The organism is Klebsiella sp. D5A, assembly GCF_001620885.1.
Taxonomy (GTDB): domain Bacteria; phylum Pseudomonadota; class Gammaproteobacteria; order Enterobacterales; family Enterobacteriaceae; genus Klebsiella; species Klebsiella variicola.
Window position 1 is genome coordinate 243,252 of the sequence record NZ_KV407481.1, and the last position, 13,932, is coordinate 257,183.

Genomic DNA, 13,932 nt, shown 5'->3' on the forward strand with positions numbered 1-13,932 from the left:
GGGAGGGCGCGATGGAAAATCATTTTGGCAAAGGCTTAATGGCGGGGCTACAGGCATCCTATGCTGACACCGCCGCGCATGCGGCGAATTTTTGCGCCGACTATAAACGCGGGTTTGTGCTCGGCTACTCGCACCGCATGTTTGAAAAAACCGGCGACCGTCAGCTCAGCGCGTGGGAGGCGGGGATCCTGACCCGTCGCTATGGCCTTGACAGAGATATGGTGATGGATTTCTTCAAAGAAGGTGGGTCGGGTATGGCGATGCGCTATTTTCTGGCGGGCTATCGGCTGGAAAGCTAAACAGGACGGCTTCGCAGGCGGAGCCGTCCTGTGGTGGGAACCCTTTCCCGTCAGCGGGAAAGGGTGAAGACCTTACGCCTGGCGCTTATCTTCCGTTTGGGTGTCAAAGTCGCGGGCGTCGTGGCGCTCATGTAACTGCTCATTGAGCGGGCCGTTGGTGCGGTTGACGATGCGTCCGCGCTTGACGGCCGGGCGGTTGCCCACATCCTGCGCCCAGCGCAGCACGTTTTTATAGCTCCCGGCGTCGAGGAACTCCGCCGCGTTATAGACATTGCCCAGCACTACGTTGCCATACCACGGCCAGACAGCCATATCGGCGATGGTGTACTCCTCGCCGGCCACATAGCGACCGCGGGCGAGCTGTTTGTCCAGCACGTCGAGCTGGCGTTTGGCTTCCATCGTAAAGCGGTCGATCGCGTACTCGATCTTCACCGGCGCATAGTTATAGAAGTGGCCGAAGCCGCCGCCGAGGAATGGCGCCGCGCCCTGCAGCCAGAACAGCCAGTTGAGGGTTTCGGTGCGGCCGGCAGGATCTTTTGGCAGGAAGAAGCCAAATTTTTCCGCCAGATAGAGAAGAATGTTGCCGGACTCAAATACCCGGGTCGGCGGCGTGGTGGAGTGGTCGCTGAGGGCCGGGATCTTCGAGTTCGGGTTGATATCGACAAAGCCGCTGGAAAACTGATCCCCTTCGCCAATGCGTATTAGCCAGGCGTCGTACTCCGCGCCGCTGACGCCCAGCGCCAGCAGCTCCTCCAGCATGATGGTCACCTTCTGGCCGTTGGGCGTGCCCAGTGAGTATAGCTGGAGCGGATGGGTACCGACCGGCAGGACGCGTTCATGGGTCGCGCCGGAAACGGGACGGTTGATATTGGCGAACGCGCCGCCGCTGTTTTGCTTCCATTCCCACACTTTGGGTGGCTGGTAGTTTTGCTCTGACATGCTGGTTTGCCTTTTTCGTGGATGTACAAAAAGTGTAGCAGGTGACCTCAGGCCATAATCCGCGCGGCCCACACGCTGACATCATCGCCGCTGCCCAGATCCGGCTGCACCAGGCCATTGACCATAAAGGTCGGCGAGATGTGAATGCCGTTCTGACGGGCGTATTTACTGTGCCACTTGATCACGTCCTGCAGCTCCGGGCGGGCAAAGGCGGCCCCCAGCAGCACGTGACTGTAACGTTCAATGCGTTCAATGATTTGCTGCGGCGTGGCGTTCATATTCGGCCCGCTGCAGTGATCGATAAACTCAAACTCTTCCCGATGGTCGGCCACGGCCTGCATCACCTTATGCGCCTGCTCTCTGCCGTGCGGCAGGGTGGACGCGGCGAGGATGCAGCGGACGATAACCCCGGAAAACAGATGCCACGGCTGCGACTGCAGGCGTATCTTAATGGTGACGTTATCGGCGCCGACCTCATCGAGCAGGTCGTCGAGCTTATTAAACGCGCGGACAGAGTAGGGGCAGGTGGGCTCAAGGAACACCTCAAACGTCCGCGGGCCGTGTCCCCAGACCAGCGGTTGGGCATTCAGATGCGAGGGTGTGCTCATTGTCGACTCCTGATGTTGCGTTGTTTTTTTGTTATATCACCGATAACGATATCACTTTTGTTTCCGGCTGCAGGGTTATTTTCCTTAACGGCACGATTAGCGAAACGAATGAGTGGTATCATCGTTACACCTCTGTCTGGTAAGTGCCTGCGGCAGGATAAGAAGAGGGAGTTTTGTTTCGCCAACTGCCCGGGCTGCATTAATTTGAGGTCAGGCTAAATGAGCAAAGGATCGACAAGCAGTGACGCCCCGTTTGGGACATTGTTAGGCTACGCGCCCGGCGGCGTGGCGATTTATTCATCGAATTACAGTAGCTTAAATCCGCAGGACTACCCGGATGACGCGACGTTTCGCAGCTACATCGGCAATGAGTATATGGGGCATAAATGGCAGTGCGTCGAGTTTGCACGCCGCTTTCTGTTCCTGACCTACGGGTTTGTCTTTACCGATGTGGGGATGGCATATGAAATCTTCTCCCTGCGTTTCCTGCGTGAAGTGGTCAATGACAATATTTTGCCGCTGCAGGCCTTCGCCAACGGTTCCCGCCGTCCGCCCATCGCCGGTTCGTTACTGATCTGGCAGAAGGGAGGCGAGTTTAAGCACACCGGCCACGTCGCGGTGATCACCCAGCTTGTCGGCAATAAAGTGCGTATCGCCGAGCAGAACGTCATTCACTCGCCGCTGCCGCAGGGCCAGCAGTGGACCCGCGAGCTGACCCTCGAGGTCAACGCCGGCCGGTACACCATCAAAGATACCTTTACCGATACCGAAATTTTAGGCTGGATGATCCAGACCGCCGATACCGAACACAGCCTGCCGCAGCCGGTGCTGCCGGGCGAGGCGATGGCGATCAAAGGCGCGCGGCTGCCGAACAACGGCCAGTTCCGCGGCAAATGGCTGAACGAGAAAGATCCGCTGCAGAAAGCCTACGTGGCGGCCAACGGCCATTTCATCAACCAGGATCCCTACCAGTATTTCACCATCAGCGAAAGCGCCGAACAGGAGCTGATCAAAGCCACTAACGAGCTGCACCTGATGTATCTGCACGCCACCGATAAGGTGATGAAGGATGATAACCTGCTGGCGCTGTTTGATATCCCGAAAATCCTCTGGCCGCGTCTGCGTCTCTCCTGGCAGCGCCGTCGTCATCATATGATCACCGGGCGCATGGATTTCTGCATGGACGAGCGCGGGCTGAAGGTGTACGAATACAATGCCGACTCCGCCTCCTGCCATACCGAAGGCGGGTTGATCCTTGAGCAGTGGCTGAAGCAGGGCTACTACGGCACCGGCCACAATCCGGCGGAAAGTCTGCTCGATGAGCTGGCGGGGGCGTGGAAACACAGCCGGGCGCGGCCCTTCGTCCACATCATGCAGGACAAGGATCTGGAAGAGAATTACCACGCGAAATTTATCCAGCGTTCGCTGACCCAGGCCGGTTTTGAGAGCAAAATTCTCTTTGGCCTTGATGAGCTGCGCTGGGACGCTGCCGGCCAGTTGATTGACGCTGACGGGCGGCTGGTCAACTGCGTCTGGAAAACCTGGGCATGGGAAACCGCCATTGAGCAGGTGCGCGAAGTCAGCGCCGATGAGTACGCGGCGGTGCCGATTCGTACCGGACATCCGCAGAATGAGGTGCGACTGATTGACGTCCTGCTGCGTCCTGAAGTATTGGTATTCGAACCCCTGTGGACGGTGATCCCGGGCAACAAAGCGATTCTGCCGGTGCTGTGGTCGCTGTTCCCGCATCATCGCTATCTGCTGGATACCGATTTTGTGGTTAACGACGAGCTGGCGAAAACCGGCTATGCCGTGAAGCCCATTTCCGGACGCTGCGGGAACAATATCGATTTGATCGGTCCTCAGGATGAGGTTCTGGATAAGACCAGCGGCCAGTTTGTCGATCGCAAGAATATCTACCAGCAGCTGTGGTGCCTGCCGAAAGTGGACGGTAAGTATATTCAGGTGTGCACATTTACCGTTGGTGGTAACTACGGCGGTACCTGCCTGCGCGGCGATTCGTCGCTGGTGGTGAAAAAAGAGAGCGATATCGAGCCGTTAATCGTTTTGAAAGACAAAGCATGACGTGCGAAACCCGGGTAGCGGCATACCCCTGTCCGGGTGACAACGTACAGAAAAGGATAGCCCCGGCATGGTCAGCGCCGCCGGGGAACACCTGCAACGAAGCGAAGATAATTAACACAACAACAAGACAGAAAAGGAAAATAGTATGCACGATCGGCGTCTCGCCGCCCGCGCGGGTGAACTCAAGCCCTCCGCCGTCCGCGAACTTCTCAAGCACAGTAAACTGCCCGGCGTGATCTCGCTTGGCGGCGGCATTCCGGCCCCGGAATTGTTTGATACCGAAGGCCTGGAGCTGGCGGTGCAGAAGGTGATGAGCGAACGTTTTCATGACGCATTCCAGTACGGTCTGACGGAGGGCTACCCGCCGCTACGTCAGGCGGTGAGTGAAATCTGCCACGCCCGTGGCGTGACCTGTTCTCCCGCCCAGGTCTATATCACCTCCGGCTCGCAGCAATCGCTGGATATCGTTGCCCGTACGCTGCTCGATCCGGGCGACACAGTCGTCGTTGAACGTCCCACCTATCTGGCGGCGCTGCAGGTGTTTCAGCTGGCGCAGGCCAATATCCTCAGCGTCGACACCGATGATGACGGGATGCTGGTGGATCAGCTGGCCGACCTGCTGGAGACCACCCGCGTCAAAGCCGTTTATCTGGTGCCGACGTTCGGCAACCCCGGCGGCAAAACGCTGAGCGAGACGCGTCGTCGCCGGCTGGTTGAGCTGGCGAAAAAATATGACTTCGTCATTCTGGAAGATGATCCCTATGGCGAAATTAGCTTCACTGACGCCGTTCGACGCCCGCTCTATCAGCACGCGGTTGAGCTGGGCTGTGAAGATCAGGTGGTCTACACCTCGACCTTTTCGAAGATCCTCGCGCCGGGGATGCGCATCGGCTGGGTCGTGATGCCGGACTGGCTGGCGCAGCAGACGGTGATCGTCAAGCAGGCGGCGGATCTGCATACCAATATGCTGTCGCAGGTGATCACCGCGGAGTACCTTGGCATGAACCGGCTGGAGAACCAGATTGCGTTGATTCGCGAAGACTACCGCAAGAAGTGTGTGGCGCTGGCCGACGCGCTGGAAAGCCGCCTTGGCGAGCACCTGGAATTCAGCCGCCCGCAGGGTGGCATGTTCCTGTGGGCGCGTTTCCGCTATCCGTTCGATACCATGGAATGGATGAAGAAAACGCTGGAAAACGGCGTAGTCTACGTTCCTGGCGAAGCGTTCTATCACGATAAGCCGGATACCCGTACTTTGCGTCTCTCCTACTCCACGGTGTCTGAGGCCGGGTTGCTGACGGCCGTTGAGCGGCTGGCGGCCTCCCTGTAATGACTCTGCTGTGCGCCGCGTAACGACGGCGCACAGCCCTTCGCGGCGAGAGCGGGAGGAACTGACGTTAGCGTCCAGCGCCAGGGTCAATCTGTCTCGGCGATCCGGTCATCCAGCCAGACCAGCATCAGCGATGCGAGAAAAGCAACCGCAAAGGTGCCAATAAACAACCACATAAATGTCCCTCGCGGGTTAATTATTTTTCTGATTTTACCGGAGAGCGATCGTTTCGGTCGGAGATGGAGATTTTTGTCCCAGCAGAATGGCTGGCGAGAGAGAAAAAGTCATCGGCATCAATATCGAAGTTGAGAATAATTTCCCTGTATTTCCCACCGTTAATCAATGTGTTGGCTTCTTTAATACTATTGGCAATAATGACTGGCATCAGTTTTATCTCATTTTGAAAACTGAGAAGCAAAATAAGAGTTAGTTCGTACCAGATCAACTACTTTTTATAGTATGTCGCAGCAGAAAAAAACGTCATATCGCGGCCCCGCAATGGCAGGGTGTTTTATGGCGGTCATCTGGCTACCAACAGCAAAATCTCATTCGACGCTGAAGATATACTGCGATTTCGCCCCCCATCAGGATGATTTTTCCTGCTGTTTTTCGCGCAATATCTCGCCACAGCGCTGCCGATCTTCGCCCAGTGTTTGCTGCTCCTGCGCGCTGAGCTGGCGCCAGGTGTCCAGCATCCGCTGCCCCAGCGCCGGCAGGTAATGGGTTTTATGCAACGCATAGTCCGAATTTCCCCCTTCGACGATATTTTGCATATCGTGGAGGAACTGGCGGCTGTCGTCATGATCGATCATGCAAAAGACTGCCCGGTAGTAGGCTTCTTCATCTGCGGTGTAATGCGGGGTGAACCACCAGACCAGCAGCGCGATAAGCGCCAAAAGCGGGATAATAAAAGGTAATTTTTTCAACATCAGTTTTTCGGTCGGAGACAATCAGCCGTCAGTGTACCTGCAATGACGGCCTGATGTAAGCGCCGGCCCCGGCGGGCCGGCGCAGGCTAGTAGCCGACCGGGTAGATGCGGCCGGTCTGAACGCCTTCAATGCTGCGACGATAGGCCTGCGCCACGGCGGCGGCGGGGACGCTGGCAAAGCCCGGGAAAAAGTCGCCGTAGGCCGCCAGCGACTCGCTGAGCACGGTGGGGCTAATGAGATTGATGCGGATCCCGCGTGGCAGTTCGCAGGCGGCGGCGCGCACAAAGCCTTCCAGACCGGCGTTGACCGTCGTGGCATTGACGCCCTGAGCAATGGGCTCCTGGGCGACAATACCGCTGACCAGAGTAATCGACCCGCCGTCACGCAGGAAATGCTGCCCGATCAGCGCCAGGCGAATTTGCCCCAGCAGCTTGTCCTGCAGCCCGAGGTTGAACTGACTGTCGGTCATGGTGCTTAACGGCCCAAAGTGCAGATTGCCGGTGGTGGAGACAATCGCATCTACTTCGCCCGTTTGGGCAAATAGCGCCTCGACGCTCTTCTGCGAGGTGATATCCACCTGATAATCTCCCCGGGTGCGGCCGACGCGGATAACGTCATGTCTCGGGCTCAGCTCTTCGCTGACCGCGCGACCGATGGTGCCGCTGGCACCGATAACGATAATTTTCATGGCTGTCTCCTGATGAGGTGAGACGCTATTCTTTAATAAAACGAATATCGGATAAACTGGCTAAAAGTTAGAACATTACTAACCAGAGGTTAGCAATATGGATAAGCTGCGAGGGATGGAGACGTTTATTGCCGTGGTGGAGTGCGGCAGCTTTACCGGGGCGGCGTCGCGCCTGGGGCTGTCGGCGGTGATGGTCGGGAAATATATCGCCCAGCTGGAAAGCCAGCTGGCGACGCGTCTGCTGGAGCGTAACACCCGACGCCAGAGCCTCACCGACGCCGGGCGGGTCTATTTTGACGAAGCGAAACGGGTGATGGAGCAGGTCTCCATCGCCGAAAGCGCGGTCGAGCGGCTGCGGCTGGCGCCCGCCGGCACCCTGCGGGTGAGCGCCCCCACCTCGTTTGGCGCCAGCGTGATCGCGCCCCTGACCGCCACCTTCCTGCAGGCCTGGCCTGCGGTCCGGGTGGAACTGGATCTGACTAACCGGATGGTCGATCTGGTGGATGAGGGGGTCGATCTGGCGATCCGCATTGGCGAGATCCATCAGGAGGATCTGGTGGCCCGCTATCTGGCGCCGTATCGGATGGTGATCTGCGCCGCGCCGGCTTATCTGGCGCGTTACGGGACCCCCGGGACGCCAGAGGATCTCGCCGATCATCTCTGCCTGTCCCATACGGTCTGGACCGCCCGCAACGAGTGGCGGCTGCCGGGCATGGAGGGGGAAGTGCGCTGGAAGCGCGATGCGATTTTACGCTGCAATGATGGCTACGCGCTGCGCCAGGCGGCAATCGCCGGGGCCGGGCTGCTGATGCAGCCGGAGGTGCTACTGGCCGATGCGCTGGCCAGCGGCAGCCTGGTGCGGGTGCTGGAGGCCTGGACCCCGCAGCCGAGACCCGTGCATCTGCTCTGGCGCCAGGATCGTCGGCCCCTGCCGAAGCTGACGCAGTTTATTGCCCATCTTCAGCAGGGAATGGCCGACGCGCTGACAATGACCCGCGCGTCGGAATAATCACTCCTCCCGCAGCGCCTGCTGCCAGTCGGCAATCAGATCGTTGGGATCTTCGATCCCCACCGACAGGCGGATCAGCTGGGGCGTGATGCCATTCGCCAGACGTTTCTCCAGCGGGATCGAGGCATGGGTCATGCTGAACGGCTGGCTCACCAGACTCTCCACGCCGCCCAGGCTCTCCGCAAGCGTAAACCAGCGCAGCTTGCTGATGATGCGCTCGGCGTAACCTTCATCACCCTTCACCACCACCGAAATCATGCCGCCGGGCAGCGCCATTTGCTGGCGCGCCAGCTGATGATGCGGGTGCGAGGCCAGCCAGGGGAACCAGACTCGCTCCACTTCCGGCTGCTGTTCCAGCCATTCGGCGAGCTGCAGCGCGTTCGCGCTGTGGCGCTCCATCCGCAGCGCCAGGGTACGGATACCACGTAGCGTCAGGAAGCTGCTGAACGGATCGAGTACACCGCCTACCGCATTCTGCAGATAGCCAAGCTTTTCCGCGAGCTCGGAGTTATCGCCAACCACCGCCAGGCCGGCGACGACATCGGAATGGCCGTTGAGGTATTTGGTCGCGGAGTGCACCACAATATCAAATCCATGCTCCAGCGGGCGATGGATCGCCGGCGAGGCGAAGGTGTTATCGGCGACGCTGATCAGGTTATGGCGTCGCGCGATGGCGGCGATGGCGCTGAGATCCGCCAGCTTCAGCAGCGGGTTGGTGGGCGTTTCCACCCAGATCATGCGCGTATCGGGGCGGATCGCCGCTTCAATCCCCTTCAGGTCGTCGGGTTTCACCCAGCTCACCTGCAGACCAGCGCTACGGCGGCGCACGTTTTCCAGCAGGCGGTAAGTGCCGCCATACACATCATCGACCGCCACCAGGTGACTGTCCTTATCCAGCAGCTCCAGCACGGTGGAGATGGCGGCCAGCCCGGAGGCGAACGCGTAGCCGCGCGTGCCGTTTTCCAGGTCGGCGATCGCCGTCTCCAGCGCGTGGCGGGTAGGGTTCCCGCTGCGGGAATATTCATAGCCGGTATGCTGCCCCGGCGCCGGCTGAGCAAAAGTGGAGGTGGCGTAAATCGGCGGCATCACTGCGCCGTGGCTGTCGGTGAAGGTTCCGCTATGTACGCTCAGGGTGTGGATAGATGACATAAAAAAATTCCTTATTGTACGACTCGGTTACGCCAGGCGGTTAGTACATCGCTGCGGGTGACCAGGCCAAGAAAACGCGCGTTGTCAGCGATCACCGCCACCAGACCGCGATCGAGAATAGCCTGCAGTTCGCTCTCTGGCGCACGCTTATCGAGAGTTTCAACATGGCGGCTCATCGCTTCGCTGACCGGCAGGGAGAAGCGTTGGCGATCGCCCTGTACGTGGCGGATCAAATCCCACTCATCGACAATGCCGACCACGTGGCCATCCTCCAGCACCGGCAGTTGGGAGATGTCATACAGCCGCATGCGGGTAAAGACTGCGGCCAGGGTGTCGTCCGGCGCGGCCGTGACGGTGGCGCCTTCGTCATGGCGCAGGGCGATAAAATCACTGAGATCGCCCTGTTCGGGCCGGGCGATCAGTCCTTGCTGGCGCATCCAGTCATCGTTGAACATTTTGGACAGGTATTTATTGCCGCTATCACAGGCGAAGGTCACCACCCGTTTCGGACGGCTTTGTGCCCGGCAGTAGCGCAGGGCGGCGCTGAGCAAGGTGCCGGTGGAAGAGCCGGCCAGCACGCCCTCGACCTGCAGCAGCTGGCGCGCAGTCTGGAACGCTTCGCGGTCGCTGACGCGATACGCGGTATGCACCCCCTCCAGCCTGGCCAGAGGCGGGATAAAATCTTCGCCGATCCCTTCGACCAGCCAGGATCCCGTTTCGCCGTAGCGACCGGTATCAACCTGATCGGCAAGGATCGAACCCGCCGGATCGGCGAGAATAAATTCCGTTTTCGGCGAGTGTTCAGCAAACCAGGCCTGAAGCCCGCCCAGCGTACCGCCGGAGCCGACGCCGACGACGACGGCGTCGATATCGCCCTCCAGCTGCTGATAAAGCTCCGGCGCAGTGGAGGTGGCATGGGCCAGCGGATTGGCGTCGTTATTAAACTGGTCGATATAAAAGGCGCCCGGCGTTTCATCGGCAAGGCGGCGGGCATAATCCTGATAATAGGCCGGATGGCCTTTATTGACGTCGGAACGGGTGAGCAGCACCGTCGCGCCCAGCGCCCGCAGGTGAAAGATTTTCTCGCGGCTCATTTTGTCCGGCACCACCAGGATCAGCCGGTAATTTTTCTGCGCCGCGATCAGCGCCAGGCCGAGGCCGGTGTTGCCGGCGGTGGCTTCGATTATCGTTCCTCCGGGCGCCAGTTTTCCCTGGCGCTCGGCTTCATTAATCATCGACAGCGCAACGCGATCTTTAATTGACCCGCCGGGATTCTGATTTTCCAGTTTTAAAAACAGACTGCAGGGGCCGGTATCCAGTTTGTGCAACTGGAGCAGGGGAGTATGACCGATCAGGTCGCTCACGGAATGAAACAGTGACATAACCATTTACCCACTCGTTTAAGATATTTTTGCATGGTAGAGCTGTGAAAACGGTAATTTAAAGAACATTTATCTGCCTGTTAGCGTCAAATGGAATATAAGATGCTATTTGGCCATCTGGAGGGAAAGCAGGGTAGCCACCTGGGCGGATCGATTGCCAGAAAAGGGCGTTTTTAGCCGCTTTTGGCGAGAAAATGGCGATTTGAATCAGCGTGTTATCTGATATCTGAAAATGTATTTTCGAAAAAATTCTATGGGGAATAGGGCCTGTGTCCGCCGTTAAGTGGCAGCTGGCTCGCCAGGAGAAAAGCGCAGTAGGGAATCACGTGTTAGCGTCGTTCGATGGAGTGTCCGGATGCACAAAAGTAAAAGACCATTGTTGGGAGTAGACATATCTGGATGGTAGATAGTATCCCACCAATAATTTGTTTTTTATCGTTATTTGTACTTTATGAAAATGAATTTACGATTAAATGAGAACTATAAAAATTACATTCTTTTCAACGATAATCATTAACAATTGGAACTGGGATGCTTTAGCCCACACGCTTATGAGATGTTATCTGATTTATATCATAACTTTCTTATCATTCCGAAATACAGTACTTTTCTATCAACAGTATTGACAAATTTCAACTTTCATAATCAGATGGTTGTACGAATTTCTATATAATATCGCATCGGTATACAACCATTTATACAGATGCAAAAATGTAACTCATGTATTTATAAATCCTCATTAATAGCGGAAAGTAGGTAGAGTGAATGTTGTGATGAAAGTCGCAAAATGATCTTTGGAAAGGTTAAAACTCTGCCATGTAGAATTATCGTGATTTATGCATTTCGCTTCTCTTTTTGAAGGCTCTGCTATATGGAAGAAAACACTAGGCAGCGTACGGAAAATTATATTTCAGCCAAAAACCAGCATCCCGCATGGATACTTCTGGCTTCCCGCCGTGCCCCGTTGGTGCTGAGTTGCTTGAAAACGTTGTTTGAAAAAGCTCATGATGGTATCCCCCTTGAGGACGCGATTCAGTCTCTTTCCGGCATGCTCATCGAGCATGTGAGTCAGGAACAGTATGACATTAATCAGGACAATCCCTCTCTTCAGGCCAGTCGTGAACTGCGGGAATGGATTAAACGCCGCTTAATTGTCGAACGGGATGGCCGTATCTTCGCCACCGATGCGCTTGAGGTTGCGATTACGTTTGTTGAGTCGCTGGATAATCGTTTCATGACCTCTACGGCTTCCCGTTTGTCTACCGTACAGCGAGAAATTGAAAACCTGGAAACCAGGCTTAATCCTAATCCGGCTAACCGGGTTGCAACCTTACGTCGTCGTATTGCTGAACTGGAGCGTGAATTACAGGAGGCGGAAGCCGGACATATTGAAGTGCTGGAAACGCATCAGGCGGTTGAACATATTCGAGAGGTCTTCAATTTAGCTTCCAGCCTGCGGGCTGACTTTCGTCGCGTTGAAGACTCCTGGCGTGAGGCCGACCGTGCGCTTCGCCAATCCATTATTGGTGAGCAGTATCATCGCGGCGATATCGTAGAACGCTTGCTTAACGATCAGGACGCACTGCTTAATACCCCTGAAGGAAGAGTCTTCGACAGTTTTCAGCAACAGCTACGCCAATCAGTTGAGTTAACGGCAATGAGCGAGCGACTGCGCGTAATCCTTAGCCATCCTTCTGCTTCCAATGCGCTTAACCGTCTACAGCGTCATGATTTACGCTGGCTGGTTAAACGCCTGGTCGATGAATCGCAAACCGTACTCCAGGCTCGTGCCCGAAGCGAGCGAGATGTCCGCGGTTTTATGAAAACCGGGCTTGCTGCTGAACATCACCGCGTTGGTCATCTGCTTAACGAGTTTCTGAATCTGGCGTTAAAACTCGACTGGCAGCGCCAGATGATTCGTAAACAAGAGGTTCCGCTTCCTGCCGTTGGTGTGGCGGTGACGGGAGTCCCCGCAATTGAGCGTTTACGTTTTAAAGAAGTGGATGATGAAGCGGAACAAACGTTGGATCTCAGTAATCATGCGACGGATTTGACGCAGATTGGCGATGATTTCTGGGATGCTTTCAATGGCCTTGATCGTGAGGCGTTGATTCAGCAGACGTTGCAGCTTCTGGCAAAAGAAAATCGCCCCGTTGGTCTGGCTGAACTGGCGGCGCTGTTGCCCCCGGCTCACGATCTCGAAACCTTCGCCGTCTGGATTGGCATGGCGAGAGAAGCAGGCATTGAGGTTATTGATTCACAGCGCGAATTTGCTGAACTTAGTGATGGGGAAGGTCGCCGCTGGCGATTTAATCTGCCCACGACCGGTCTGGAAAGTCAGGCATTAATGGATATCGATTGGGAGTAACAGGTATGGCGGGCTTTTTTGACAAACTGATTAACCGGAGCGTCGCTGCAAATGCAGGTAGTGAACCAGAAACATCGGACGAAGAAATTACTGATGAGTTGGTTGAAGACAGTGCGGCCAGTGGCGAAACGCGGACCCTGAAGAAAATACGCGAAGCGATTCAGGAATTGCTCAAATACGGCCTGCTGGAAGAGGCCAGTAAACCCAATCTGTACCGTGTCGTACTGACCCATCCTGAAGAGGTTACTCGCATTCTGGAACCTCTTGATCTGGATATCGGCATTGATGAGATCCGCGGCCTGTTGTATGTCAAAGTCAGACTTGACGAAACGCCAGAGCAGGATGAATGGTCCCATCCTCTGGTGAGGCGGCAACGGCTTAATCTGGAACAATCATTATTAGTTGCCATACTGCGCCAGCATTTTGTTGCCTGGGAGCAAGAAAGTGGAACTGGTGCCAGCCAGGCACAGATCGCTATCGACGATCTCCTCCCTCAGCTCCAGATTTACCTTGGCGATCCGGGCAGCGAATCAAAAGAACGCACCCGGTTGCTCACCCTGGTGGATCAATTAAAGGGGCATGGGCTGGTCACGTCGCCGGATGCGCATGAGCGGATCGTGATTCGGCCAATTATTGCTCATCTTGCCGACCCGATGAATCTTCAGGCATTACTGGCATGGCTGTGGGAACAAATTACGCAACAAACTTCCCCGGATGATTCGTCAGCAAAGGAGAGTAGTGAGGAGGACGTATGAATCAAATAGCGCGTCTGGCTGAAAAGGAATCCTTTATTCTCACCCGTATCGAGTTGTTCAACTGGGGCGGTTTTCATGGATTGCATCAGGCAGCAATCCATCAGGAAGGTACCGCCGTTATTGGTCCAACCGGAAGCGGAAAAACGACGCTGGTCGATGCCTTAATGACGCTACTCTGTGCCAATCCCCGTTACAACCTGGCCTCAACCGGGGGGCATGAAAGCGACAGAGATCTTATCTCCTACGTGCGCGGTGTATCCGGACCCGGCGATGGCGGGGAGGGGCAATCGCATATTGCCAGACCGGGGAAAACCGTGACCGGCATTGCCGCGACGCTGGAGCGTGAAGGGCAGCAGGTACGTCTGGGGGCGCTATTGTGGTTTGATTCCACCA

General features: G+C 56.4%; 14 protein-coding genes and 1 pseudogene. 8 read left to right on the forward strand and 7 right to left on the reverse strand.

What is annotated here, in order from left to right:
• Nucleotides 1–11: 11 nt before the first annotated feature.
• On the forward strand, nucleotides 12–299 hold the full coding sequence (locus AS136_RS01200; RefSeq protein ID WP_002916743.1) for a DUF2623 domain-containing protein: 288 nt from the start codon (nucleotides 12–14) through the stop codon (nucleotides 297–299).
• A 72-nt stretch (nucleotides 300–371) separates the two neighbouring features.
• Here the strand turns inward: AS136_RS01200 and yghU are convergent, their stop codons facing one another.
• Complete coding sequence (gene yghU / locus AS136_RS01205) at nucleotides 372–1,238, reverse strand: glutathione-dependent disulfide-bond oxidoreductase (RefSeq protein ID WP_008806496.1); 867 nt, start codon at nucleotides 1,236–1,238, stop codon at nucleotides 372–374.
• 47 nt (nucleotides 1,239–1,285) lie between these two features.
• The gene (locus AS136_RS01210) at nucleotides 1,286–1,846 is read right to left on the reverse strand and encodes a DsbA family protein (protein ID WP_023323278.1); all 561 of its coding nucleotides are present in this window, start codon (nucleotides 1,844–1,846) and stop codon (nucleotides 1,286–1,288) included.
• 20 nt (nucleotides 1,847–1,866) lie between these two features.
• Here AS136_RS01210 and AS136_RS28440 point away from each other — a divergent pair, with 20 nt between their 5' ends.
• From AS136_RS28440 to AS136_RS01220, 3 genes are all read left to right on the forward strand, one after another.
• Nucleotides 1,867–1,989 (forward strand): hypothetical protein, encoded by a 123-nt coding sequence (locus AS136_RS28440; RefSeq protein ID WP_004217169.1) that lies wholly within the window; start codon nucleotides 1,867–1,869, stop codon nucleotides 1,987–1,989.
• A 76-nt stretch (nucleotides 1,990–2,065) separates the two neighbouring features.
• Nucleotides 2,066–3,931, forward strand: coding sequence for a bifunctional glutathionylspermidine amidase/synthase (gene gss, locus AS136_RS01215; protein ID WP_023323277.1), 1,866 nt, complete (start codon nucleotides 2,066–2,068; stop codon nucleotides 3,929–3,931).
• 145 nt (nucleotides 3,932–4,076) lie between these two features.
• Nucleotides 4,077–5,258: an aminotransferase-like domain-containing protein gene (locus AS136_RS01220; protein WP_023323276.1), complete on the forward strand. Its 1,182-nt coding sequence runs from the start codon at nucleotides 4,077–4,079 to the stop codon at nucleotides 5,256–5,258.
• A gap of 196 nt (nucleotides 5,259–5,454) precedes the next feature.
• Here AS136_RS01220 and AS136_RS01225 read toward each other — a convergent pair whose 3' ends face one another.
• From AS136_RS01225 to AS136_RS01235, 3 genes are all read right to left on the reverse strand, one after another.
• A complete protein-coding gene (locus AS136_RS01225; RefSeq protein WP_023323275.1) occupies nucleotides 5,455–5,643 on the reverse strand; it encodes a hypothetical protein in 189 nt (62 codons plus the stop codon).
• 199 nt (nucleotides 5,644–5,842) lie between these two features.
• Nucleotides 5,843–6,187 carry a hypothetical protein gene (locus AS136_RS01230; protein WP_023323274.1) on the reverse strand — a complete coding sequence of 115 codons (345 nt, stop codon included), beginning with the start codon at nucleotides 6,185–6,187 and terminating at the stop codon, nucleotides 5,843–5,845.
• A gap of 86 nt (nucleotides 6,188–6,273) precedes the next feature.
• On the reverse strand, nucleotides 6,274–6,876 hold the full coding sequence (locus AS136_RS01235) for a short chain dehydrogenase (RefSeq protein ID WP_023323273.1): 603 nt from the start codon (nucleotides 6,874–6,876) through the stop codon (nucleotides 6,274–6,276).
• Nucleotides 6,877–6,973: 97 nt separating this feature from the next.
• On the opposite strand from AS136_RS01235, the gene AS136_RS01240 reads away from it, so the two are divergent.
• Nucleotides 6,974–7,885, forward strand: a complete 912-nt coding sequence (locus AS136_RS01240; protein ID WP_008806489.1) for a LysR family transcriptional regulator — start codon at nucleotides 6,974–6,976, stop codon at nucleotides 7,883–7,885.
• Here the strand turns inward: AS136_RS01240 and AS136_RS01245 are convergent, their stop codons facing one another.
• Complete coding sequence (locus AS136_RS01245; protein WP_008806488.1) at nucleotides 7,886–9,034, reverse strand: trans-sulfuration enzyme family protein; 1,149 nt, start codon at nucleotides 9,032–9,034, stop codon at nucleotides 7,886–7,888.
• 11 nt (nucleotides 9,035–9,045) lie between these two features.
• Nucleotides 9,046–10,422, reverse strand: coding sequence for a pyridoxal-phosphate dependent enzyme (locus AS136_RS01250; protein ID WP_023323272.1), 1,377 nt, complete (start codon nucleotides 10,420–10,422; stop codon nucleotides 9,046–9,048).
• An 865-nt stretch (nucleotides 10,423–11,287) separates the two neighbouring features.
• Here AS136_RS01250 and AS136_RS01255 point away from each other — a divergent pair.
• The 3 genes and pseudogenes from AS136_RS01255 to AS136_RS29250 all read left to right on the forward strand — a co-directional run.
• Nucleotides 11,288–12,784 carry a DUF3375 domain-containing protein gene (locus tag AS136_RS01255; RefSeq protein WP_071983235.1) on the forward strand — a complete coding sequence of 499 codons (1,497 nt, stop codon included), beginning with the start codon at nucleotides 11,288–11,290 and terminating at the stop codon, nucleotides 12,782–12,784.
• 5 nt (nucleotides 12,785–12,789) lie between these two features.
• On the forward strand, nucleotides 12,790–13,539 hold the full coding sequence (locus AS136_RS01260; protein ID WP_008806485.1) for a DUF4194 domain-containing protein: 750 nt from the start codon (nucleotides 12,790–12,792) through the stop codon (nucleotides 13,537–13,539).
• Nucleotides 13,536–13,739, forward strand: a pseudogene (locus tag AS136_RS29250) (ATP-binding protein); the annotation flags it as partial. The gene AS136_RS01260 and the pseudogene AS136_RS29250, both read left to right, overlap by 4 nt.
• Nucleotides 13,740–13,932: the final 193 nt, after the last annotated feature.

What these genes read in the sequence shown, in the direction of transcription:
- AS136_RS01200 (WP_002916743.1), top strand. Translation starts at nt 12, where the DNA reads ATGGAAAATCATTTTGGCAAAGGCTTAATGGCGGGGCTACAGGCATCC.
- yghU (WP_008806496.1), bottom strand. Translation starts at nt 1,238, where the DNA reads ATGTCAGAGCAAAACTACCAGCCACCCAAAGTGTGGGAATGGAAGCAA.
- AS136_RS01210 (WP_023323278.1), bottom strand. Translation starts at nt 1,846, where the DNA reads ATGAGCACACCCTCGCATCTGAATGCCCAACCGCTGGTCTGGGGACAC.
- gss (WP_023323277.1), top strand. Translation starts at nt 2,066, where the DNA reads ATGAGCAAAGGATCGACAAGCAGTGACGCCCCGTTTGGGACATTGTTA.
- AS136_RS01220 (WP_023323276.1), top strand. Translation starts at nt 4,077, where the DNA reads ATGCACGATCGGCGTCTCGCCGCCCGCGCGGGTGAACTCAAGCCCTCC.
- AS136_RS01225 (WP_023323275.1), bottom strand. Translation starts at nt 5,643, where the DNA reads ATGCCAGTCATTATTGCCAATAGTATTAAAGAAGCCAACACATTGATT.
- AS136_RS01230 (WP_023323274.1), bottom strand. Translation starts at nt 6,187, where the DNA reads ATGTTGAAAAAATTACCTTTTATTATCCCGCTTTTGGCGCTTATCGCG.
- AS136_RS01235 (WP_023323273.1), bottom strand. Translation starts at nt 6,876, where the DNA reads ATGAAAATTATCGTTATCGGTGCCAGCGGCACCATCGGTCGCGCGGTC.
- AS136_RS01240 (WP_008806489.1), top strand. Translation starts at nt 6,974, where the DNA reads ATGGATAAGCTGCGAGGGATGGAGACGTTTATTGCCGTGGTGGAGTGC.
- AS136_RS01245 (WP_008806488.1), bottom strand. Translation starts at nt 9,034, where the DNA reads ATGTCATCTATCCACACCCTGAGCGTACATAGCGGAACCTTCACCGAC.
- AS136_RS01250 (WP_023323272.1), bottom strand. Translation starts at nt 10,422, where the DNA reads ATGGTTATGTCACTGTTTCATTCCGTGAGCGACCTGATCGGTCATACT.
- AS136_RS01255 (WP_071983235.1), top strand. Translation starts at nt 11,288, where the DNA reads ATGGAAGAAAACACTAGGCAGCGTACGGAAAATTATATTTCAGCCAAA.
- AS136_RS01260 (WP_008806485.1), top strand. Translation starts at nt 12,790, where the DNA reads ATGGCGGGCTTTTTTGACAAACTGATTAACCGGAGCGTCGCTGCAAAT.